The 21,395-nt window shown below is 64.2% G+C and carries 18 protein-coding genes; 7 read left to right on the forward strand and 11 right to left on the reverse strand.

The genetic code is table 11. The features are described from left to right. The 6 genes from BG22_RS04865 to BG22_RS10830 form a co-directional block, all read right to left on the reverse strand. Positions 1-840 (reverse strand): ParA family protein, encoded by an 840-nt coding sequence (locus BG22_RS04865; protein ID WP_094667503.1) that lies wholly within the window; start codon positions 838-840, stop codon positions 1-3. 193 nt (positions 841-1,033) lie between these two features. After that, the gene (xerD, locus tag BG22_RS04870; protein ID WP_094667479.1) at positions 1,034-1,963 is read right to left on the reverse strand and encodes a site-specific tyrosine recombinase XerD; all 930 of its coding nucleotides are present in this window, start codon (positions 1,961-1,963) and stop codon (positions 1,034-1,036) included. Positions 1,964-2,053: 90 nt separating this feature from the next. Continuing rightward, a complete protein-coding gene (gene rplT / locus BG22_RS04875) occupies positions 2,054-2,437 on the reverse strand; it encodes a 50S ribosomal protein L20 (RefSeq protein ID WP_094667478.1) in 384 nt (127 codons plus the stop codon). Positions 2,438-2,490: 53 nt separating this feature from the next. Continuing rightward, complete coding sequence (rpmI, locus tag BG22_RS04880) at positions 2,491-2,685, reverse strand: 50S ribosomal protein L35 (protein WP_094667477.1); 195 nt, start codon at positions 2,683-2,685, stop codon at positions 2,491-2,493. Continuing rightward, on the reverse strand, positions 2,666-3,391 hold the full coding sequence (gene infC, locus BG22_RS04885) for a translation initiation factor IF-3 (RefSeq protein WP_094667476.1): 726 nt from the start codon (positions 3,389-3,391) through the stop codon (positions 2,666-2,668). Before infC ends, rpmI begins: the two co-directional genes overlap by 20 nt. Positions 3,392-3,765: 374 nt before the next feature. Continuing rightward, a complete protein-coding gene (locus tag BG22_RS10830; protein WP_258186209.1) occupies positions 3,766-5,520 on the reverse strand; it encodes a spermidine synthase in 1,755 nt (584 codons plus the stop codon). A gap of 227 nt (positions 5,521-5,747) precedes the next feature. Here BG22_RS10830 and BG22_RS04895 point away from each other — a divergent pair, with 227 nt between their 5' ends. The 3 genes from BG22_RS04895 (at position 5,748) to ybaK (ending at position 8,601) form a co-directional block, all read left to right on the forward strand. Next, on the forward strand, positions 5,748-6,530 hold the full coding sequence (locus BG22_RS04895; protein ID WP_140493768.1) for a thiamine diphosphokinase: 783 nt from the start codon (positions 5,748-5,750) through the stop codon (positions 6,528-6,530). Between the two features lie 197 nt (positions 6,531-6,727). Continuing rightward, on the forward strand, positions 6,728-7,786 hold the full coding sequence (gap, locus tag BG22_RS04900; protein ID WP_140493770.1) for a type I glyceraldehyde-3-phosphate dehydrogenase: 1,059 nt from the start codon (positions 6,728-6,730) through the stop codon (positions 7,784-7,786). A 305-nt stretch (positions 7,787-8,091) separates the two neighbouring features. Then, positions 8,092-8,601 carry a Cys-tRNA(Pro) deacylase gene (gene ybaK / locus BG22_RS04905; RefSeq protein ID WP_094667472.1) on the forward strand — a complete coding sequence of 170 codons (510 nt, stop codon included), beginning with the start codon at positions 8,092-8,094 and terminating at the stop codon, positions 8,599-8,601. Positions 8,602-8,852: 251 nt separating this feature from the next. On the opposite strand, the gene BG22_RS04910 is transcribed toward ybaK, so the two are convergent. Both BG22_RS04910 and BG22_RS04915 read right to left on the reverse strand, forming a co-directional pair. Next, positions 8,853-10,229 carry a zinc ribbon domain-containing protein gene (locus tag BG22_RS04910; protein WP_158216951.1) on the reverse strand — a complete coding sequence of 459 codons (1,377 nt, stop codon included), beginning with the start codon at positions 10,227-10,229 and terminating at the stop codon, positions 8,853-8,855. A gap of 157 nt (positions 10,230-10,386) precedes the next feature. Further along, positions 10,387-11,397: a 4-hydroxy-3-methylbut-2-enyl diphosphate reductase gene (locus BG22_RS04915; RefSeq protein ID WP_140493774.1), complete on the reverse strand. Its 1,011-nt coding sequence runs from the start codon at positions 11,395-11,397 to the stop codon at positions 10,387-10,389. 237 nt (positions 11,398-11,634) lie between these two features. Between BG22_RS04915 and BG22_RS04920 the strand changes: the two genes are divergently transcribed. Next, positions 11,635-12,582, forward strand: a complete 948-nt coding sequence (locus BG22_RS04920; RefSeq protein ID WP_094667470.1) for an aldose 1-epimerase family protein — start codon at positions 11,635-11,637, stop codon at positions 12,580-12,582. Positions 12,583-12,789: 207 nt separating this feature from the next. Continuing rightward, positions 12,790-12,864 carry a 50S ribosomal protein bL37 gene (locus BG22_RS11435; protein WP_099327425.1) on the forward strand — a complete coding sequence of 25 codons (75 nt, stop codon included), beginning with the start codon at positions 12,790-12,792 and terminating at the stop codon, positions 12,862-12,864. 315 nt (positions 12,865-13,179) lie between these two features. On the opposite strand, the gene BG22_RS11440 is transcribed toward BG22_RS11435, so the two are convergent. Next, positions 13,180-13,386, reverse strand: a complete 207-nt coding sequence (locus BG22_RS11440) for a hypothetical protein (RefSeq protein WP_375137696.1) — start codon at positions 13,384-13,386, stop codon at positions 13,180-13,182. Between the two features lie 227 nt (positions 13,387-13,613). Beyond that, complete coding sequence (locus tag BG22_RS04930) at positions 13,614-14,492, reverse strand: sigma-70 family RNA polymerase sigma factor (RefSeq protein ID WP_375137697.1); 879 nt, start codon at positions 14,490-14,492, stop codon at positions 13,614-13,616. Positions 14,493-14,648: 156 nt separating this feature from the next. Here BG22_RS04930 and BG22_RS04935 point away from each other — a divergent pair, with 156 nt between their 5' ends. Together BG22_RS04935 and BG22_RS04940 are read left to right on the forward strand one after the other, a co-directional pair. Further along, a complete protein-coding gene (locus BG22_RS04935; protein WP_140493776.1) occupies positions 14,649-16,211 on the forward strand; it encodes a UDP-N-acetylmuramoyl-L-alanyl-D-glutamate--2,6-diaminopimelate ligase in 1,563 nt (520 codons plus the stop codon). Positions 16,212-16,427: 216 nt separating this feature from the next. Next, positions 16,428-17,426: a GNAT family N-acetyltransferase gene (locus BG22_RS04940; RefSeq protein ID WP_140493778.1), complete on the forward strand. Its 999-nt coding sequence runs from the start codon at positions 16,428-16,430 to the stop codon at positions 17,424-17,426. Between the two features lie 131 nt (positions 17,427-17,557). On the opposite strand, the gene BG22_RS04945 is transcribed toward BG22_RS04940, so the two are convergent. Further along, entirely contained in the window at positions 17,558-21,346 is a 3,789-nt protein-coding gene (locus BG22_RS04945; RefSeq protein WP_140493780.1) for a chromosome segregation SMC family protein, read from the reverse strand. Between the last annotated feature and the right edge of the window lie 49 nt (positions 21,347-21,395).

The raw sequence follows: 21,395 nt of genomic DNA on the forward strand, positions 1-21,395 counted from the left end.
TCACGCCACGATACCGCGCGCGACCAGTTCCCGCGCCACGGCCCGGTATTCCTTGGCGGTCTTATGCTCGGGCGCGTACACGGTCACCGGGGCGGCGGCCACGTTGGAATCCGGCAGCTTGATGGACCGGGAGATGAACGTGTGGAAGACCTTGTCCTTGAACGCCTCGTAGATGCGCTGGCAGACCTCCTCGCAGTGGAGGGTCTTGGTGTACATGGTCACCAGTACCCCGTACACCTCGAGTGCGGGGTTGATGCGGCTCTGCACCTTTTCGATGGACTGCATGAGCAGGGCCACGCCGCGCAGGGCGAAGAACTCGGCGGCCACGGGGATGATCACCCCGTCCGCGGCGGTCAGCGCGTTGACCGTAAGCAGGCCGAGCGACGGCTGGCAATCCACGATGATGAGGTCGTATTCGGCCTTGACCTTACGCAGCACGCCGTTGAGGATCTGCTCGCGCCCGACCTCGGTGACCAGCTGTACCTCGGCGGCGGACAGGTCGATGTTCGCCGGGATGATGTCGATGTTCTCGAAGGCGGTGTGCTGGATCACATCGTGCGGGTCCACGGAGATGTCGAACAGGGCGGTGTAGATGGTGTTCTCCACGGTGTTCGCGTTGATGCCGAGGCCCACGGTGGCGGCGCCCTGCGGGTCGAAGTCGACGATGAGCACGCGGCGGCCGTACTGGGCCAACGCGCCGGCGATGTTGATGGAGCTGGTGGTTTTGCCTACGCCGCCCTTCTGGTTGCACATGGCGATGACCCTGGCCGGGCCATGCTGCTGCAGCGGTAGGGGTGCGGGGAAGGTCTCGTATTCACGTCCAAGCAGATCGGTAGGCATATCGTCCACCTTATCAATATCCTCCTCATCTTGTCTGGCAACGACATACGTTCCAGCCATCGGCAGCGTGCCCTGACGGAAATCCCTGCCCCGATCGTCACGCCAATCGCCCATCGTCACTGTCCCCTTCACCGGAAGAACCTCAGCCTCTCCTAGCCTACTCGCCGGGCTCGCCCGCCGTCCCGCTATCGCGCTACCGCGCCCGGGGGTGGGCCATGATGTACGCCTCGATGAGATGCTCCGGGCTCACATGCGTGTAGATCTGCGTGGTGGTCACACTGGCATGGCCGAGCAGTTCCTGCACGGTGCGGACGTCCGCGCCACCCTGAATCAGGTGCGTGGCGAACGAATGACGCAACGTATGCGGATGAAGCGGCCGGGTGATGCCGGCGCGCCCCCCCGCCGCCTTGACCACCTCCCATATCGATTGGCGGGAGATGCGACGGCCGCGTTTGTTGAGGAACAGGGCCCGGCGTTCGGGGGCTTTGGCGCTCGAGCGGCGCTCCAGCTCACCGCGGCCCATGCTGAGATAGCGGTTCAGGGCTTCGCAGGCGTAGCTGCCGACGGGTACGAGTCGTTGTTTGGAGCCTTTGCCCATGAGCCGGACCACACGGGCGTCCAGATCGATGTCGTCGAGATTCGCGCCGGCCGCCTCGGAGACACGGCATCCGGTGGCGTACATGAACTCGAGCAGCGCCTTGTCGCGCAACTGCACCGGATCGTCGGTGCCTTCAGGTGGCGTGACCGCGTCCAGCAGCCGCGCCACCTCATCGACGCTCAGTACATCCGGCAGCGTGGATGCTCCTTTGGGGGCCTTGACCGATGCGGATACGTCATCCGAGACCATATGCTGCGTCAGCGCGAACCTGTGGAACTCGTGCAGCGATGCAAGCCGACGCGCCTTCGAGCGGGCCGACTCCCCCGCCGCATCCAACGTGGCGACATAGTCCTCCACATCCTGCGTGGTGATGGCATCCGGCTCCTCGACTCCGCTCGCCTCCAGCCATGCCACGTATCTGGCGATATCGGCCTTGTACGCCGCCACCGTGGCTGCAGCGAGCCCGCGTTCCACACCGATGTGGACGAGGAACTGTTCGGTGAGTCTGTCGAAGCTGGCGGTCATGATGCTTAATGGTATATGGGAATACATACGACGAAACCCCGCCAAATGACGGGGTTTCTGTCAAAGATGCAGTCCACTGGACTGTTCGTTTCACGCCTCGGCAGGAGCGTTGACGTCCTCAGGCAGGGCGGCCTTGGCGGCGTCCACGATGGTCTTGAAGGTGTCCGGATCGGAGACGGCCAGCTCGGCGAGAGCGCGGCGGTCCAGCTCGATGCCGGCCAGCTTCAGGCCCTGGATGAAGCGGTTGTAGGTGATGCCCTCAGCGCGGACGGCGGCGTTGATACGCTGGATCCACAGCTTGCGGAAGTCGCCCTTGCGAGCCTTGCGGTCGCGGAAGTTGTAGTTAAAGGAGTGAAGCAGCTGCTCCTTGGCCTTGCGGTACAGACGGGAGCGCTGGCCGCGGTAACCGGAAGCCCTCTCGAGAACGACGCGACGCTTCTTGTGGGCGTTCACTGCGCGCTTGACACGTGCCATAATCTATTTCCTCAGCTTTCTAAAGTCTTGTTGTTTCCGTGTGGGCCCTAAGCTCACTTGGCCAGCAGCGTCTTGATCTTCTTGGTCTGGCCACCGCGCAGGACGTCGTCGGCGGACAGGGCGCGACGCTGGCGAGCGGACTTGTGCTCAAGGTTGTGGCGCATGGCGGAACCGACGTGCTTCACCTTGCCGGTGCCGGTGATCTTGGCGCGCTTGGAAGCGGCGGAATTAGTTTTCATCTTCGGCATTGCTGCCCTCCTTGCTGGTTTGCTTCTTCAAATCGGAAGTGTTCGGGGAAACCGAGGCCTTGGCCGCGGCCTGGGCTTGGGCCTGCGCCTCCTGCTTGGCGGCCAGGCGCGCGGCCTGGCGGGCCTGACGTTCGGCGCGGGATTCCGCACCGCGACGGCGCTGCTCGGACTGGGTGTGCACCTTCTTGCCCTTCGGCGCGAGGGTCATGATGATGTTGCGACCCTCCTGCTTCGGCTTGGACTCGATGGTGCCGAATTCCGCCACATCGTCGGCCAGACGCTGCAGCAGTTCCACACCGCCGATCGGGCGGGAGATCTCGCGGCCTCGCAGCATGATAGTGACCTTGACCTTGTCTCCGCCGCTGAGGAATCGGGTCACATGACCCTTCTTCACGTCGAAATCGTGGTCGTCGATCTTGAGGCGGAAACGAATCTCCTTGATTTCCGCGGTGCTCTGGTTGCGGCGGGCTTCGCGAGCCTTGATCTTCTCGTTGTACTTGAACTTGCCGTAATCGATGAGCTTGGCGACCGGAGGCTTCGCGTTCGGGGCCACCTCGACGAGATCGAGGTTTGCCTCCTTGGCCAGGTTCAGCGCGACGGTGGTCGCGATGACGCCAACCTGCTCACCCTTAGGGCCGATCAGGCGTACCTGCGGGACGCGAATCTCGTCGTTAATGCGTGGTTCGTCGCTGATGATGACTCCAATCCTCTACTGTTCCTCACGAGGCTTCCAGTGGGAGTCTTCCATGCATCAGGTTCACGGCAAACGCAAGCCAACGCCATCGGCGTCCGCTTCATGTCATTCGCGATTCATCATGAATCACATCCGACTGCGATATCGCAAGACATCACTAGCAATCGGTAGGCTGTTGCCTTGAACCCGAAGCCGTGAAAGGCTTCCAGGTGGGGTTGCCCCGCTTTCTTGATTTCTCAAGCCAAATGAGAAGTCTACCATAAGGCCGGACTGTTGTATGCCGCGTGTCGCAATCCGCATCCCATCCATCCTCAATGCACGATAGTAACTCGCCGTAGCCCGCGATAGCCCGACAGGCGCATGAAATCGCAGTCCGTCTCGACGGCTCACTGCACCGCGCGCAGCAGACCGCCCAAGCCTTCTGTGCGCAGAATCTCGCGGTACGGACCGGCCTCCTCGGCGATGATCTGGTCGATGGCGCGCATGCCCAGCACCTCGACGGGCGCCTTGTCGTCCGTGAGAATCAGCGAGCCATCGGTACTGCCGGCCACCGGATCGGCCACCGGCGTCATCCGGCCCGCCACTTCGGACATGTAGGCGGCGAGCGCGCCATCGTTCGTGCGGTTCCATGTGGCTGCCCGCAGCGAATCGGCGCTCATGTCCTCGTGCATGGTGCTGCGGATCGGCTTGGAGGAGCCGCCGATCGCTCCCGTCCCGCGCGACGCATCGCTGCAATCCCCATACTGCGCAAGCTCGTTGGCGGTGGGCGCCTTGGCGAACAGCTCGCGGTTCGTGGTGTTCGGCACGTCAGCCGTATACGTGGTGCCGACCCTGCAGTCGCCATTGAACGTGTTGGCGATCGTGGTCTGCAACGACTCATTGATTGAACCCGCGCCGTCCGAGACCATGTTCATGTTGACCACCATCACACCGCCCGGATTGAGGTGCTCGCGCACCATCGAGAAGAACTCGTCCGAACTCATCTGGAAGGGGATAGTGATGTCCTGATATGCATCGACCATGATCACGTCGTACTTCTCGCGCGAGGCGGCGAGCCATGCGCGACCGTCATAGGTGGAGACGGGCACATCGCCCGGCTCGTCGAAATAGCGGACCGCCAGGTCGGTGATCTTCTGGTCAATCTCCACCCCGGTGACCTTCATATCGGGGTAGTACTGCCTCAGCTGCCGTGCGTAGGTGCCTGTGCCCATGCCGAGGATCAGCGCGGAATCGGCTTTGTCCGCGAGCGCCGGCGCGGCGAGCGCGGTGTCGTAGTACATGCCGGTCAGCCCCTTGTCCTTCATCGTGACGGATTGCACGCCGAACAGCACGTTGGTGGACAGGATGGTGCGGTCGGAAAGGTTCTTGACCTGCAGGTAGTTGTAGATGGACTCTCCCTCATAAGCGAGGTTGGTCTCCCAGAACGCGAAGCCGGTCAGCGGCGAGACGCAGCTCGTGGCCACGAAAATCACGGCCGACACCGCGCACGCCACGCGGCGGGCCCGGATGGAGATGAAGTACACGATCGGGATGACCAGCAGCACGCCGGAGAAGATGAGGAAGCTCACGAACGTGCCCACGGCGGGAATCGTCACGAAGGTCGGCAGGAAGGTGCCCAGGATCGAGCCGATGGTGTTGCACGCGGACAGTCTGCCCACCACGGAGGCGTTGTCCTCGAGCGAGGTCGTGGCGAACTTGTTGAGCCCGGCGGTCACCGTGCCCAGCAGGAACAGCGGCGGCACGAAGATGATGGCGCAGGAGATGAACGCGGCGATGATGAGGAAGTTCGTGGAGACCGTGACGATGAGTAGGCCGGAGATCAGCAGGATCAGGTACTTGCCCACCAGTGGGATCAGCGCGATCCACACGGCCGCCACCATGATGCGCATGTAGAGCTTGTCCGGGTTCGGGTCGCGATCCGCCCAACGGCCGCCGAACACCGCGCCTAGGGCGAGCGCGATCATGATGGTGCCGATGATGATGGTCCAGACGATCTGCGAGCTGGAGAAATATGGCGCGAGCAGGCGCGAGGCGCCCAGTTCGGCGGCCATCACGGACATGCCGGAGAAGAACTCGGTGACATACAGGAAGACCTTCGACTTGAGAATCGGCCTCTCGCTTGCCTCGGTGATGTGCGCCATACTCCGCTCCCCCCCTGCCTCACGACAACTGTTCTGAGGGGAAAGCCTATCAGCATTCCTCCCGCCACGCTCTTGTCTCGACGGCTTGCATGAGAAATCCCTCAACCGGCCTAGCCGGTTATTTTCCCGACTTCCGACAACGAGAAAACGCCGTAGCGGCCCATGAAGGCACGAAACAGGCCACCGGGAGGTATTCGATTCGCACCACCGACGGCTACAGTGGCCGTATGAGCGAAACATCGAACGAAACAGCAGCAAGTGGCAATGGGAAGGTCTGCGCCGTGTTCGGCGCCGGCGAATACTACGGCGACGTGGCCCGAGCGTTGGCGGTATCGGCCGGCGCGTATGTGGTGGCAGCGGACGGCGGCTTGGACCATGTCCGTGCGTTGGGCCTCACGCCCGACGTGGTGGTGGGCGATTTCGACTCGCTCGAAGGCGGACGGCCCGACGCCGGCACGCGCACGGTGACGCTGCCGCCGCTCAAGGACGACCCGGACATGCTCTCCGCCCTGAAGATCGGCTGGGCGGCGGGATACCGCGAATTCCACATCTGGGGCGGGCTCGGCGGACGCATGGACCATACGCTGGCGAACATCCAGCTCATGGCCCTGCTGGCACGGCACGGCGCCATCGGCTACCTGCACGGCGACGGCACGGTCATCACCGCGATCTGCGACGGCGAGCTGTCGTTCGCGGCGCACCCGGTGCCGGAGGCCGGCCATATGATTTCGGTCTTCTCCCATTCCGACGTCTCCCGCGACGTGAACGAACCGGGACTCAAGTACGAGCTCCTGCACGGCACGCTCACCAACGCGATGGCGCTGGGCCTCAGCAACGAGTTCCGCGACGGCGTGGCGTCCTCGGTGTCGGTGGGAGACGGCACGCTGGTCGTCACCTTCCCCTCCGAGGTCCCGGCGCCGCAGATGAGTCGGTTCCGCTCCTTCACGCGCGAGGAGGCCGAGGGCATCGGCGAACTGGACACCGAGGTGTCAGCACTGCTGGTGAGGTGAGACCGCTGCGAAGGCGACCATCATTCGGCCTTCGGAGTAACGGATTGTGAACGCTCACAGAAAATCGGACATTTTTACCCAAAACGCAGGTGAAAACGTTGCCTTGTGTACAGACAAGGCATTAAAGTAACAAGCGTTGGTAAACAATGGCCCGGTGTGTGCGAATGCACCATGGCCACCCTACAAGGGAGAATTACATGACAGTTAAGATTGGTATCAACGGCTTCGGTCGCATTGGTCGTCTCGCCTTCCGTCGCATCTTCGAGCTGCAGGCTCGCGGCGGCCAGGCTGGTGACATCGAGGTTGCCGCCATCAACGATCTGACCACCCCGGCCACCCTGGCTTACCTGCTGAAGTACGACTCCACCCACGGCACCTTCCGCCACGACGACGGCACCCCGGTCGACGTCAAGGCCACCGAGGACTCCATCGTGGTTGACGGCAAGGAATACAAGGTCTACGCCGAGAAGGACGCCAACAACATCCCGTGGGTCAAGAACGACGGTGTCGAGTTCGTGCTCGAGTGCACCGGCTTCTACACCTCCGCCGAGAAGTCCCAGGCCCACCTGAACGCCGGCGCCAAGAAGGTCCTCATCTCCGCCCCGGCCAAGGACGACACCACCCCGACCGTCGTGTTCGGTGTGAACCACGACATTCTCAAGGCCTCCGACAACATCGTGTCCGCCGGCTCCTGCACCACCAACTCCATGGCTGCCATGGTCAAGCTGCTGGACGAAAAGTTCGGCATCCGCGCCGGCTTCATGACCACCATCCACGCCTACACCGGCACCCAGATGCTGCTGGATGGCCCGCGTGGCACCAAGTCCGGCCGCAACCTGCGCGCCGCTGGCATCAACACCATCGCCCACTCCACCGGCGCCGCCAAGGCCATCGGCAAGGTCGTTCCGTCCGTGAACGGCAAGCTGCAGGGCCACGCCCAGCGCGTTCAGGTTCCGGATGGCTCCGTCACCGAGCTGACCACCGTCCTCGAGAAGGAAGTCACCGCTGACGAGATCAACGCCGCCTTCAAGGAAGCCTTCTCCAACACCGACTACTACGGCTACAACGATGAGGGCATCGTGTCCTCCGACATCCTCGGCGACACCCACGGTGGCGTGTTCGACCCGACCCAGACCGACGTGAACAACATCGACGGCCTGACCCTGGCTCGCACCGTCTCCTTCTACGACAACGAGTACGGCTTCACCTCCAACATGATCCGTACCCTGCTGTACTTCGCCGAGATCTCCGAGTGAGCCTCGCCGAACGGCAGTGCTGAAGGTTCCTGACGAACCCTGAAATGCATGAAACCCCCGCCTCGTGCGGGGGTTTCCTCGTATGTGGACGTTTCCGGCGGCCTGCCCCGGTATTCGTGTTGACAAAACGACTATCCCTTAGGCCCGCTTCACGGACCAGGTAGTACGCCGCATCAGAATTTCGTTGACGAATTTACTCGCTTCACGCGTCAGCTCGTTCTGCACGTACGGATGCGCCGCGCGCGGCATCCACCAACCGTGCCGTTATTCGCCCGTTATGACCGTTTCGTAGTAGAACAGAGACCATGGCAAAGAAAAGCAAGCATGACAAGGGCGCGGGTTCCACTCCGGCGACCGTGCAGTTGGAGAAGGCCGGCGTGGAATTCCACGTCTACGAGTACGAGCACTCGAACGATCACATGGATGACGGCTACGGCGTGGAGGCCGCCACCAAGCTCGGCTTCGACGAGCATCAGGTGTTCAAGACGCTGATGGCGGACACCGGCTCGGAGCGCGTGGTGGGCGTGGTCCCGGTGAGCGGACACATGGACCTCAAGGCCTTGGCGGCCGCGGTAGGCGCCAAAAAGGCCGCGATGGCCGATCCGAAGGTGGCCATGCGCGAATCCGGGTACGTGGTGGGCGGCATCTCGCCGCTCGGCCAGAAGACCAGGCATAAGACCGTGCTGGACGAGAGCGCGCTGCAGTTCGACGAGATCCTGGTCTCCGGCGGCAAGCGCGGCCTGTCCGTCGGCGTGCACCCGCAGGATCTGCTCAAGGTGTTGAACGCCGTCGCCGCCCCGATCGGTACGTGGTGAGGTGCGAGAGGTTCCTGCCAAGGAGAATGTAGAACTAAGGGGTCGGTTTTGGTCGGTAGCGGCCCCATGTCGACCGGTCCGGCGCTTAGTGGTCCGTCTCATAAATAATTGGGGTCTCCGCTCCTGTCTCTCCCCCAGTCAACTTCCGCTGACAACCCCTCGTCAGAGAAGGTCCAGCACCACTCAACCAATTACGAAACAGACCACCACTGTTATCGATCTCTATGGATGCGGCTCGCACATCCGCAAAGTCACTGCACGCTGATGGGCATGCAGTCGTTCTTGCCGAAGTTGTTGGCGCTGCACCAGTTCCAGCCGTCGTCCACGCTGCCAAAGCGTTCGCCGGAGAGAATCACGTAGTAGTCGGCGGTGCCGCTGCTCTGGTACTTGGACCAGTCGCCAGACCACAGGAACAACGCGTTGGACCACTTGGCCTTGAGATCGGCGAACTGCTGCCAGATGTCCTGATAGGTCCAGGTCTTGCCGTCCGCCTGCATGTTGAGCTGCTTACTGGACAGCTGCGTGGTGTAGGAGCTGCCCAGATCGCTCACCGCCGACTTGTCGTGCGCGATCTGCCGGTCGATGGCGGCCTTGGCGACCTGTTCGCGGTCGTTCTGGTCCATGGCGTCCGCACCGGTGACATCATCAGCGTTCCCGGCGCTGGCCTTGCCGCCCTGTGCTTCGGCGTCGAGCTCGCCGGTCACGGTCAGATCGGACCAGCTGGCCTGATCCGGTATGAACCAGTATTGGGACTTGACGAAGGTGATTGTGGCCTCGCCATCCTCCCCCGCCTTCGCGCTCACCGGATCGCTCGAGAAATCGTAGACCGCATCGGCGTAGGTGTCATCGCCGTCCTTCACGGTGATACGCACGGCGTCGTTGTCGAGCTTGAGCGCGCTGTCGGTCCCGCAAGATGCCGTGACCGTGAGTTTGACCACCAGATCAGTGTCATGCATGGTATGCGATGTGATGGCGAAATCAGGCACCTTGTCGCAGACCTTGGATTCCTCCGTGTCACCCTGCTGGCCGTCCGCGCCGGCCTGCGTCTGCGCGGAGGATTGCACCTCGCCGCCGACGCCGGTAGCCGTACGCGGATGAATCACCAGCACCCACAGCAATGCGCCGATGAGCGCCACGGCAACAACTGCGGCGACGATGATTGCGATGATGAGTCCCTTGTTGCCTTTGCCGTCCTTCGTGCCCGGAGCTGAGGCCCCGGAAGCCGGATTGCCGGAACCCGCAGCACCGGAAATCGGCTGGGGTGCCGGAAGTGCGGAGGATGCGCCGTATCCGGACTGCACCGCCGAGGGCAGGGCCGCGACGGCCGGCTGGGGAACCGCTGTCTGCGGGACCACCGGCGGGGCAATCGTCTGCATGGCCGAGGCATCAATCATCGTGGGCTGTGAAGCCAAATCACCGGAGCCGGACCGTGCGGACTCTCCTGCCTGTGCGACGGACGGTGCGGCAACCTGCGCGGACGGTCCGAATTGCGCCGCCTGCGTTGCCGGAACCGGCTGCACGGCCTGATCGGCACCCTGTACGGGCCAGTCGTCACGCTCCTGCCCGCATTGCACACAGAACCGATCGCCGTCGCCAAGCCTCGCCCCGCAATTGGTGCAGAATCGCATACGCCTCATCCCTCCCGATGATCGCCCGTCTTCTCATCAACTATCGTAGCGCGGGAGGCACCCCGAAATGCGGCGACGACCGAAACGAACGCGATTATCCGGCCAACCATCCGACCTATATGGCATCCGGCCTATCGATCAGCCTTATTAGCCTTCATTAGTCCCCTCGCTCGGCCTTGGCGAGTGCACGCACCTGCGGCGGCAGCACGAAATGCATCGTCTCCTTGATGGTCTCGACCGATTCCACGCCGGTGAATCCCCATCCATGCAGCGTCTCGATGACGCCCGACACCAATTCGTCGGGAACCGAGGCGCCGGACGAGACGCCCACCGCCTCGACACCCTCGAACCATGCGCGATCCAGCTCACCGGCGTCATCGACCCGGTAGGCGCGGCCACGACCGCCCAATCCCTCCTGGGCCACCTCCATCAGCCGCACGGAGTTCGACGAGTTCGCCGAGCCGACGATGACGACGCAGTCCGACCGCTGCGCCACCAGCTTGACCGCGGCCTGACGGTTCGACGTGGCATAGCAGATGTCCGAGCTCGGCGGCTCCTCAATCCAGGGGAACCGGGCCTTGAGCGCGGCGATCGTACCGGCCGTCTCGTCCACGCTCAACGTGGTCTGGGAAAGCAGCACCAGTTTCGTGTCCGGGGTGAAGTCCAGCGAATCCACATCCGATTCGTGTTCGATGAGATGCACATGTTCGGGGCTCTCCCCCACCACGCCGACCGCCTCGTCGTGACCGCGATGGCCGATGTAGACGATCTCGTATCCCTCGCGCACGAACCGCAGCACCTCACGATGCACCTTGCCCACCAGCGGGCAGGTGGCATCCACCACGTACATGCCCCGGCGGTCGGCCTCCCGCTTGACCTCGGGCGATACGCCGTGGGCGGAAAACACCACCGGAATACCGGCCGCGGCCGCCTCGTCCGGAATCTCCCCCAACTCCTGCACGAATACGGCGCCCTGGGCGGCCAGGTCCTCGACCACATGCCGGTTGTGCACGATCTGACGGCGCACGTAGACGGGCGGCAGTCCGTCGCCGCGATGCAGCTTCCCGGCCGATTCCGCGGCCCTGAGAATCGTCCGGACCGTGAGGATCGCCCGGTCCACGCCCGCGCAGAACCCGCGCGGGTCCGCCAGCACCACACATTTGGTCATCAGGTCTCCTTATCGTTCGTGCCGGCCTCCAGTCTATGGCATGAATCTTATGGCAGGAATCCATGGAGTGAATCCATGGCATACGGACGAATCCGCGGACGGAAGACGCGGCGTGAGACCGATTCGGGAAACGGCCATGCAACCCGGCGCAAATGCACCCAAGTCACGCTAGACTGGTGCGTTAGCGGTAACAATCGGTTGCCGACCCATTACACATCTCACTACGGGAGTGATTCTATGACGAACAAGACGCCGCGCACCGGCCAGCAGTACAGCATTTCCTATGGCGATTACGCCGCCGTGATCACCGAGCTGGGCGCCACCATGCGCAAGGTCACCTATCAGGGCAAGAACGTGATCGTGCCGCTCGGACCGGACGACCCGGTCACCTGCTGCCACGGCCAGCTGCTGGTGCCGTTCCCGAACCGCATCGCCGGCGGCACCTACGAATTCGAAGGCAAGACCTACACGCTGCCGATTGACGAGCACGACCGCAACACCGCCATCCACGGATACGGCTACCGCTCGTTCTGGAAGCTCGAGTCCCTGACCGAGACCTCCGTGACCCAGTCCTGGCGTGCGCCGTTCCTGCTCGGCTACCCGTTCGACGTGACCGTGACCGCCACGCACGAGCTGGACGCGGATGGCCTGCACATCACCGTGACCGCCCAGAACGACGGCGACGTGGACGCCCCGTGGGCGCTGGCCATCCACCCGTGGCTCGACAACGGCTTCAACGGCTACGGCGACGAGATTGACGGCCACAACGCCCAGTGCCATCTGACCGTGCCCGCCGAAACCCATGTGACCGTCGACGAGAACCTCATCCCGACCGGCACCGAACCGGTGGCCGGCACGAAGTACGATCTCAACGACAACCCGCTGCTCACCGAGCAGCCGTTCGACGACGCCTGGACCGATCTGAAGCGCGATGCCGACGGTTCCGTGACCGCCACCTTCACCCGCCCCGACGGTCTGGTGATCAAGGTCGGCGGCGACGAGACCGTCACCTCGTTCCAGGTGTGCACGGGCACCGGCTTCCCGGCGTTCATGCACCCGGCAGGCACCGCCGTCGAGCCGCAGACCGCGTACGCCAACGCCTTCAACACCGGCAAGGACCTCATCGTGCTCAAGCCCGGCGCTTCCAGCACCACCAAGCTGTTCATCAAGGCCGAGCAGCACTGAGATTCATCCCCGGCCCGGATCAGATGCTCTGTTGCCGGCATCATGTGAGCCTTTCCCACCACGTTGCGGAAAGCCCGCATGATGCCGGCAACCTCACACGGGTGTCATTCTCTCTTGCAGATGGAAATGACACTCGTGTTGCACTGGGTCCGGGGATTGTGTCATAATGCCGAATGCTCAATTTTTTATTTAGCAAAGGAGTCCATCATGGGCATGCGCGGACGTAAGCGCAGGGATCGTCGCAAGAAGGCTGCCAACCACGGCAAGCGCCCGAACACCTGATCCTGGCGTATTTCGGAATGTCAAAAGCCCACCCGTTCAATTCGGGTGGGCTTTTCTCATATCTCCGGGCCACTTTCCTCGGGCCCCACGGTGTAGGGAAGTACCCACCATGTAGGGAATCCCCCACCATGTAGGGAGCGGATTTGTACGATTGGCGGAATTCCGCCGTTTTGCGTCCCTACATCATGGGGGATTCCCTACATCGTGTGAAATTCCCTACACCGTGGGCAAATCCCTACATCATGGGCCATCCCATACCGGCAGGCACCGCATGGCGATGGCCCAACGTCCACGCAGCGCGGCGCCGCCTAACGTCTACCTCTTCCCGTCCTCGCCGCAGCAGTGGTCGAGCGTGGCCTTGAGCTTGGCCATCAGGCACTCCGGGGCGACCTCGGGGCGCAGATAGGCGCGCAATGCGGCGATCATCGCCTGCTCCCGTGCACTGCAACAGCTGGTCGGGTCGAAACACTTGCCGGTATCGGCGGCATCGACGGTATCCCCGGCATCGTCTCCGCCGGACATGCCGCCCATATCGGATTCCTCGGCACCGTCATTCGCGGCACCAACACGGCGACCAGCGCCAGCACCGGCACCCACTTGGCCCACGGCCGCAAACACCGCCATGCCGCCGTCCGCTTCGACCGTCGCATGGCTGACCTCCGTGATATGCACTTCGGTTCTGGTAATCGAACCGTCGTCCGAGGTGCGGGTGATGGAGATATGACGGGTATGTTCCATGGACTGACCGTTCATCGGTTCTCCTTTCCCGCATGGTCTCGCCTGCGATGGGTGCGTTCCGCGGCATTGTCTACGACACGTCGTGGGGCGGCGGACTGTGATTCGCTCGTTCCGGACTGTCCGGACCGCACATCGTCGTCGACAGCGGCCATCCCACCATTCCCATTATGGCCGAATCGCTCGCCGCGCGAACCGTTTTCGCCCGACTTCGCGGATGGTGAACCCGGCACATCCGAGGCTTTTCGCGCGGGCTGCGTCGCGGTCTCCCCCTGCCGCGCCCGGTCCCCGTCCTGCGGCAGATACCCACGTTCGCGTGCGTACGACGCCAGCTCGCGTTTGAGCTGCGTGCGGGCGCGGTTGAGCCGGCTCATCACCGTGCCGATCTTGACGCCCTGCTCGTCCGCCACCTGCTGGTAGGACTTGCCGTCGATCGCCGCGTCGATGAACACCTGACGGCGTTCCGGCGAAAGCTTGGCGAGCGCGTTCATGATCTCCTCGGGCGCGAAGGCGTCAAGATACTCCTCCTCGGCGGATTTAAGCCCGTCGGAGGTGTGCTCGGCGGCATCGTAGATGTCCCAGTCGTCGTATTCGCCGGTCGAATCGTTCGCGCGTTGCGGGCGGCGCTTGGCCTTGGCGTATTGGTTGAAGTAGGCGTTGCGCTCGATGGTGGTCATCCACGCCTCGAAGTTGGACCCCTCCTCGAACGAGTCGAACGCCTTGAAGCCGCGCTCGAACGTGTCCTGCACGAGGTCCTGCGCGTCCTCCGGATTGTTGGTCAGCTTCATCGCCTGCCGGTACAGGGCGTTGACGGCGGGCATGGCGAGCTTCTCGAACCGGGCGCGCCTGGCCGGCAGGGACTCGCCTGCCCCCGCCGCGGGGGCGGCCGCCATGGGTTCACCGGATTGCTCGATCGTTTCGCTTGTCGTCACGTCTGCCCATTCTAGCCAGCTCATGTGCCCATATCGTGGCCGATATCGTGTGAGTCCCGCCATAAGTCGCCCCGCCTGTAGAATGGCTAATCGGCTAACAACAGGGAGAGACGATTCATGGCTTTGACTTTGGCTTCCGCCGCCGCGCTGCTCAGGGAACACCATCTGCTGCGTGAGATCATCCAAGGGGACATGTGGACCGATGACGCCTCGCGCATCGACGCCGCCGACGTCCCGTTCGAGGCGATCACATACGACACCCGCAAGGTCGCCGAGGGCACGTTGCTGTGCTGCAAGGGCCGGTTCAAGGCCGAGTATCTGGACGACATCGACGCCAAGGGCCTTCAGGCCTACATGGCCGAAACCGATTACTCCTCGGTGACCCGCGCCCCCGGTCTGATCGTCAACGACTCGCGCAAGGCCATGAGCCTGCTGTCCGCCGAATTCTACGGCCGGCCACAGGACGAGCTGACGCTCATCGGCATCACCGGCACCAAGGGCAAGACCACCACCGCCTACTTCACGCAGGCGATGCTGGGCGCGATCTCGGGAGGCAGGGCCGCGCTGTTCTCCTCGGTCGACAACTGCCTGGACGGTCGCACGTACGTGGAGTCCGACCTGACCACGCCCGAATCGATGGACGCCTTCCGCATGATGCGCGAGGCCGTGGATAACGGCATGCGGTATCTGGTCATGGAGGTCTCCTCTCAGGCGTACAAGGTGGACCGCGTCTACGGGCTCGACTTCGACGCGGCCGCCTTCCTCAACATCTCCCCCGATCACATCAGCCCGATCGAGCATCCGACGTTCGAGGACTACCTCTACTGCAAGCGTCAGCTCATCGCCCATACGAAGTCGCTGGTGCTCGGCGCCGACTGCGCGCACGCCGATCTGCTGCGCGAGGACGCCGCGCTGGCCGGCGTGCCGGTCGTCACGTTCGCGACGGACCAGTCCGTGTCCGAGGTCGCCACGGCCGACTTTCTGGCGACCGCCGACCCCGAGGCCCCGTCCCGTTACGTCTTCAGCAAGCGCGGCACCACGCTCGGCGCGTGCGGGCTCACGATGGAGGGCGAGTTCAACGCCGCCAACGCCGCCGCGGCCATCGCGCTGATCGACTCGGTCGGCGGCACGGTCGGCGAACCGGCGTTCGAGGCGTTGGCGCAGGTGCGCATCTCCGGCCGCATGGAGCATTTCGAGGCCGGTAACATCGTGGCGTACGTGGACTACGCCCACAACTACGTGAGTTCGAAGACGCTGTCGGAATTCGTGCTGGACAAGTACCGCGACCGCGATCCGCGCATCGTGGTCGTCACCGGGTCGGTGGGCGACAAGGCCATCGACCGGCGCGAAGGCATCATCAGGGGGGTCGAGCCGTACGCCGACCGCATCATCCTGACCTCGGAGGACACGGTCAAGGAGCGGATGATCGACATCCTCCACGAGATGCAAGGGTACGTGACCAATCCGCAGGTCTCCACCAGCATCGAGCTCGACCGCGCCAAGGCCATCGAGGAGGCCGTCGCGGACGCCCGCGCCCATGCGGACCGGCTCACGGTGCTGCTCATCATCGGCAAGGGCGAGGAGCAGTGGATCAAGGTTGACGGCCGGCACGCCCCGTACGAGGGCGACGGGCACGTCATCCGGCGGCTGCTCGGCATCGGCGAGCCGGCCTCGCGCTGACGCACCGCCCCACCAGCATGCCCTTCGGCTGAGGGCCGACGGTTGAAGGCCGGCGGCTGCGGGTTGGCGGCCGCAATAACTGAGAGATGACTAGCGGTGGCCGCGTATGATCCCCGGCGGCGTCCGCGCCCGGAACGCCGCCGGCACCCGGCACACCGGACACCACTCACCCTGCGATTGCGAACACTTGGATTTCACGAACATAAAGGAACTGCAATGATCACGTTGGACAAAGTTGACGGACTGACGCTCGAGGCCGAGGCGGCGGAGGCGGGCATCACCCTGCCGATCGAGCAGACCAAGGTCTGGTCCGATTTCCAAGCGGACATCGACGGCCGCACCCCGTGGGGCGACTTCCTCATCAGGCGCGACGGCTCGGTCGTGGCCGTGATTTCGTTCACCGATTACGAGACCCATGGCTACCACTACCTGCGCTCGGTGCATGGCCCCGCCTGGGCGGCCAAGCCCACCGAGGCCGAGGAGCGCGAGGTGATCGAGGCGATTGCCGCCATGGTCCGCCGCGCCGACGGCAAGGTGGCGTTCCTGCGCATCGACACATGGTTCGAGGCCGGCACGCACCCGGTGCTGTCCACCGTGCCGTACGACTTCACCGTGGTCATCGACGTGACCGGCGGCGACGAGGCGATTCTGGGCCGTATGAAGCGGCGTGGACGCCGTGACGTGCGCAAGTCGCTGCGCGAGTGCCCGGCCGAGGTGGCCGACGAGACCGCGCAGGCGCTCGACGACTTCTCCGAATACTACGATGTGATGGTCGAGACCGGCGAGCGCGACGGCTTCCGTCCGGCGCCGATGAGCGATTACTCCGATATGATCAAGGCGCTGGGCGCCGAGCATTGCCGTGTGTTCGCCGCGCGCATCGAAGGCCGCGTGGTGGCCTGGTCAATCGTGACGGTGAACGGTACGCGCGCCGTGCGCTATTACGCCGGCATGCGCAACGAGGTGATGCGTCTGCATGTGACCGACAAGCTGCTGTATTCCGAGTGCTGCATTCTCGGCGCCCAGGGCATCACCGACTACGATCTCATGGGCATCGGCTCCGATTTCGCGCCGTCCCTGAAGGGTCTCAACGAGTTCAAGACCAAGTTCACCGAAGAGGTCACCCCGGTGCCGCCCGCACGCGACGTACCGATCAAGAAGGCCTTCTACTGGGCGCTGACCACCGCCCAGTCCCTCCGCAAAGCCCTCCGCAAGTAAGCCCCAACCGTGGTTCCCTTCTCTGAGGGGAGCTGTCAGCGAAGCTGACTGAGGGGAGCCGAGAAGCTGATCGAAGGAAGCGCCGAACAACTGGCCTCAATCCGTCGCAAAGCGCCAAGCCAACCCAGTCCCTACTTCATTTTCTGGCTGATCACCGCGGTGACGCCGTCGGCCCGCATCGTCACGCCATAGAGAGCGTCGGCGATGGCCATCGTGCGCTGCTGGTGGGTGATGATGATGAGCTGGGCGTGCTCGCGCAGCTCATTGAGCGCATTGATGAGCCGGGTGAGGTTCACGTCGTCCAGTGCCGCCTCGACCTCGTCCATCACATAGAACGGGCTCGGGCGTGCGGTGAAGATCGCGAACAGCAGCGCCAGGGCGGTCAGCGAGCGTTCGCCGCCGGACAGCAGGCTCAGCTGCTTGACCCGCTTGCCGGCGGGGCTGGCCTCCACCAGTACGCCGGTGGTGAGCAGATCGTCCGGGTTCTCAAGACGCAGCCGCCCTGTGCCGCCGGGGAACAGCGTGGCGAACACCTGCTCGAACGCCGCCGCCGTGTCCTCGAAGGCGGACCGGAACACCTCAACCATCGTGGAATCGAGGTCCTTGATGAGGGTCATCAGATCATCGCGCGACTGGGCCACGTCGTTGCGTTGGTCGTTGAGGTAGCGGTTGCGCTCCTCAAGCGCGTCGAACTCCTCGGTGGCCAGCGGATTGACCTTGCCGAGCGCCGCCAGATCACGTTTGGCCTTTTCCAGTCGCTTCTTCTGCTCCGTGCGGTCATAGGGCACAGTCCGTATACGCGGCGTGGGAGCCTGCGCTGATACGCCGGCCGAGGGAGCGCCATCGGCAGTGGTTTCGGCGGCGGACCCGTCTTCATCCAGAGGCATGGGCTCGCCGTTCTCGTCCAGCACGGGCACCGGCTGATCCGGACCATAATCGCGAACCAGCTCATCAAGGCCCAGTCCCAACTCGTCGGACACCTTCTGGGTGAGCTGACCGGCTTCCGTGGCCAATCGTTCGCGGTTGACATCCAGCGCATGCTCACGGCCGGTCAGATCGGTGACCTGCGGATCGATGGCGTCACGCCGGGCGCGCAAGGCCCTGAGTTCCTCGTCATGCCCGGATGCCTCGGCCTGCAACCGGTCGCGTTCCGACTCCACCGCCGCCAGCGAACGCCCCACCATATCCGCCACCGCCTGGGCATCGTCGCGCACCTGCCGCAATCGATCGATTTCGGCGCGACGCCGCGCATTGAGCGCTTCGATGCGCGCCCGTCTCTCGCCTGCCTCCTTGGCGTTGTCACGCAGGAGTCCGGCCTGACGATGCAACGATTCGGACTTGCGGTTCGCCTCGTTCCATGCGATCTTCGCCGTGACCTCACGGTCGCGCGCCTCACCCAATTCCCGTTCCAACGTATGCTCGCGCCCGTCCAGTTCGTCGAAGCCGGCATCGGCGTTCTCGCCGCCGTGCGTCGCGTCGAGGGAACGGGTCAGATCGTCGAGTTTGAGCCGATGCGCGTCGCCTTCCTCCTTCACGGAGGCAATGCGCCCGTCCAGCTGCTCGATCTGGCGTGCGATAGAGGAGACCCGCTGCGTGGCGGCTTCCAGTGATTTCGCCGCCTGCTGGGCCTTCAGCCGGGCTTCCGTGCGTTTGGCCGATTCCCGGTCCACCACACGCGCGGCCTCATCACAGGCGGACATCGCATCGGTCACCTGCGCATCCAACTCGGTCAGTTGCGAGGCAAGCCCCTTGACCTGTGCCAGAGCCTTATCCCGGCGGGCGGCCAGCGACAGGTCCGACTGGGCGGCGGAGGCTCCGCCGACGGCGGCCACGCCCCTGCAGAACATCTCCCCATCCCGGGTCACGGCGCGGGAAGCCATGCCGGAAGCGACGGCTTCCTGCGCCTCCTCGGCGGTTTCCTCCGCAACCGTATCGGCCAACAGCAGACGCACCGCCGCGACAATGGCTTCGGCTTGCGCCAGGTCCGGCGCGTCCTCGTTCGGTCCGATCAGCGAAGCCGCCGAGGCCAAGGCCGGCGCATCCGTCGCATTTCCTGTCGTTGAGGGTGAGGACGGGGCCGACTGACTCCAATCATCAGATAGTGAATCATTCCGGACGGCATCGTGCTCGTCGCCCCGGCGTCCATCCCCTCGAACGGAAGGCCGAAGCGCCTCCTGCGCAACAGCATGGGGCACGGTATGGGACGCGGGATAGGGCACCGGGTGAGACGTCAGCACCACGGCCCTGCCGAGCCGATCCTCGCGGGCCCGTTGCAGCGCGTGCAGCATGTTGCCCGCCTCGGGCACCACGATCGCGCCGGCGAACTGACCCAGCGCGTGAGCCACGGCCTCTTCCCAACCGTCGGCCACGCGGATGAAATCGGTCAGCCTGCCGAGCGCGGCGACGCCGGCGTCCCGTTCCAACGAACCGGTGGCATTGCGGTTGTCCAACGTGTCGTTGAGGGCGTCGGCCTTGGCTTTGAGGGAGATGATGCGCGACTGTGTCTCCCGCTGGCGTTCGGTGAGCCCGTTGAGCGCGTCGCGGCATTCGGCGAGGCGGACGCGGGCGGCATCCAACGCCGCTCCCCCGTCGTCGTCGGGTGAATCGGTTTCCGATTGCAGCGTTTCGAGCTGTGCTCTGGCGTCGGCGAGCTGTCGTTCCAACCCCCCGCGCTGCGCGGCATGGTCGGCGATGCGGCTTTCGGCCAGCTGGACCGCCGATTCCTCGCGTGCGATGAGCTCGCGGAGCCTGGCGATCCGCTGGTCGCGTTCCTGCGCGGTCCGGCGCAGTTCGGTGAGCGTCTGGCGTACGGCGGCGAGCTGCTTCTCATGACCGGCGCGTTCCTCGGTGGCCTTGTCGAAGGCGAGACGCGCATCGGCGACGGACCTGTCCTGACGTTCGGCCTGTGCCTCCAGCTCTTCGGCGCGCGAGACCAGCAGTTCCGGGTCCTCCCCGAAGTTCGTCACCATTTGCCCGGCAAGCGACCGTTCGCGCTCCTGCGCAAGCTGGGACAGCGAATGCAGTCGCTCACGGATCTGGGAGAAATCATGCCACCGCTGGTTGGCTTGGGCGATGGCCGGGCTTGAGGCCGAGCTCATCGCCTCCACCTGCTCGATGCGCACCTTGACCTGTGCCAGTTCCCGCTGCGCGGCGGACAGTTGCGTGCGAACCTCGGCGAGTTCCCGACGAACCGTCGTACGGCGTTCCATCGATTGCCGGGCATCGTCGGCGTACAGGCGAGCCTGGGCGTCACGGACGGAGACCTGGATCGCATCGGCCCGTCGGGAGATGCGCGCCTGTCTGCCGAGCGGGCCGAGCTGGCGGTGAATCTCGCGCAGGAGGTCGTCCAGCCTGTTCAGGTTCGCTTCCGTGTTCGCGAGTTTGCGCAACGCGCGTTCCTTGCGCTTGCGATGCTTCAGGATGCCGGCGGCCTCCTCGATGAAGGCGCGGTGTCCCGAGGGGTCGGCCCTGAGAATCGCGTCAAGACGCCCCTGCCCCACGATCACATGCATCTGCTGGCCGAGTCCGGTGTCCGAAAGCAGCTCCTGGATGTCAAGCAGACGGCATGCCGACCCGTTGATGGCGTATTCGGACCCGCCGTTACGGAAGATCGTGCGCGAGATGGTGACTTCGGTGTAATCGATATCCAAGGCGTGGTCGCTGTTGTCGATGGTCAGGCTCACCTGCGCACGCCCAAGGGGCGGACGGGAGGATGTGCCGGCGAAGATCACGTCCTCCATCGACGTGCCGCGCAGGTTTCTGGCACCCTGCTCACCCATCACCCAGGTCAGGGCATCGACGATGTTCGACTTGCCCGACCCGTTGGGTCCCACGACCGCGGTGATGCCGGGCTCGAAGCGCAACGTGGTGGCGGAGGCGAAGGATTTGAAGCCTCTGAGGGTGAGTTCCTTGAGATACATGACGTCAGGCCGTTTCCGCTATCCGAGTGGGCCGCGCGTGCCGGTGAGC

It is taken from the genome of Bifidobacterium sp. UTBIF-78, from assembly GCF_006408945.1.
Lineage (GTDB): Bacteria > Actinomycetota > Actinomycetes > Actinomycetales > Bifidobacteriaceae > Bifidobacterium > Bifidobacterium myosotis.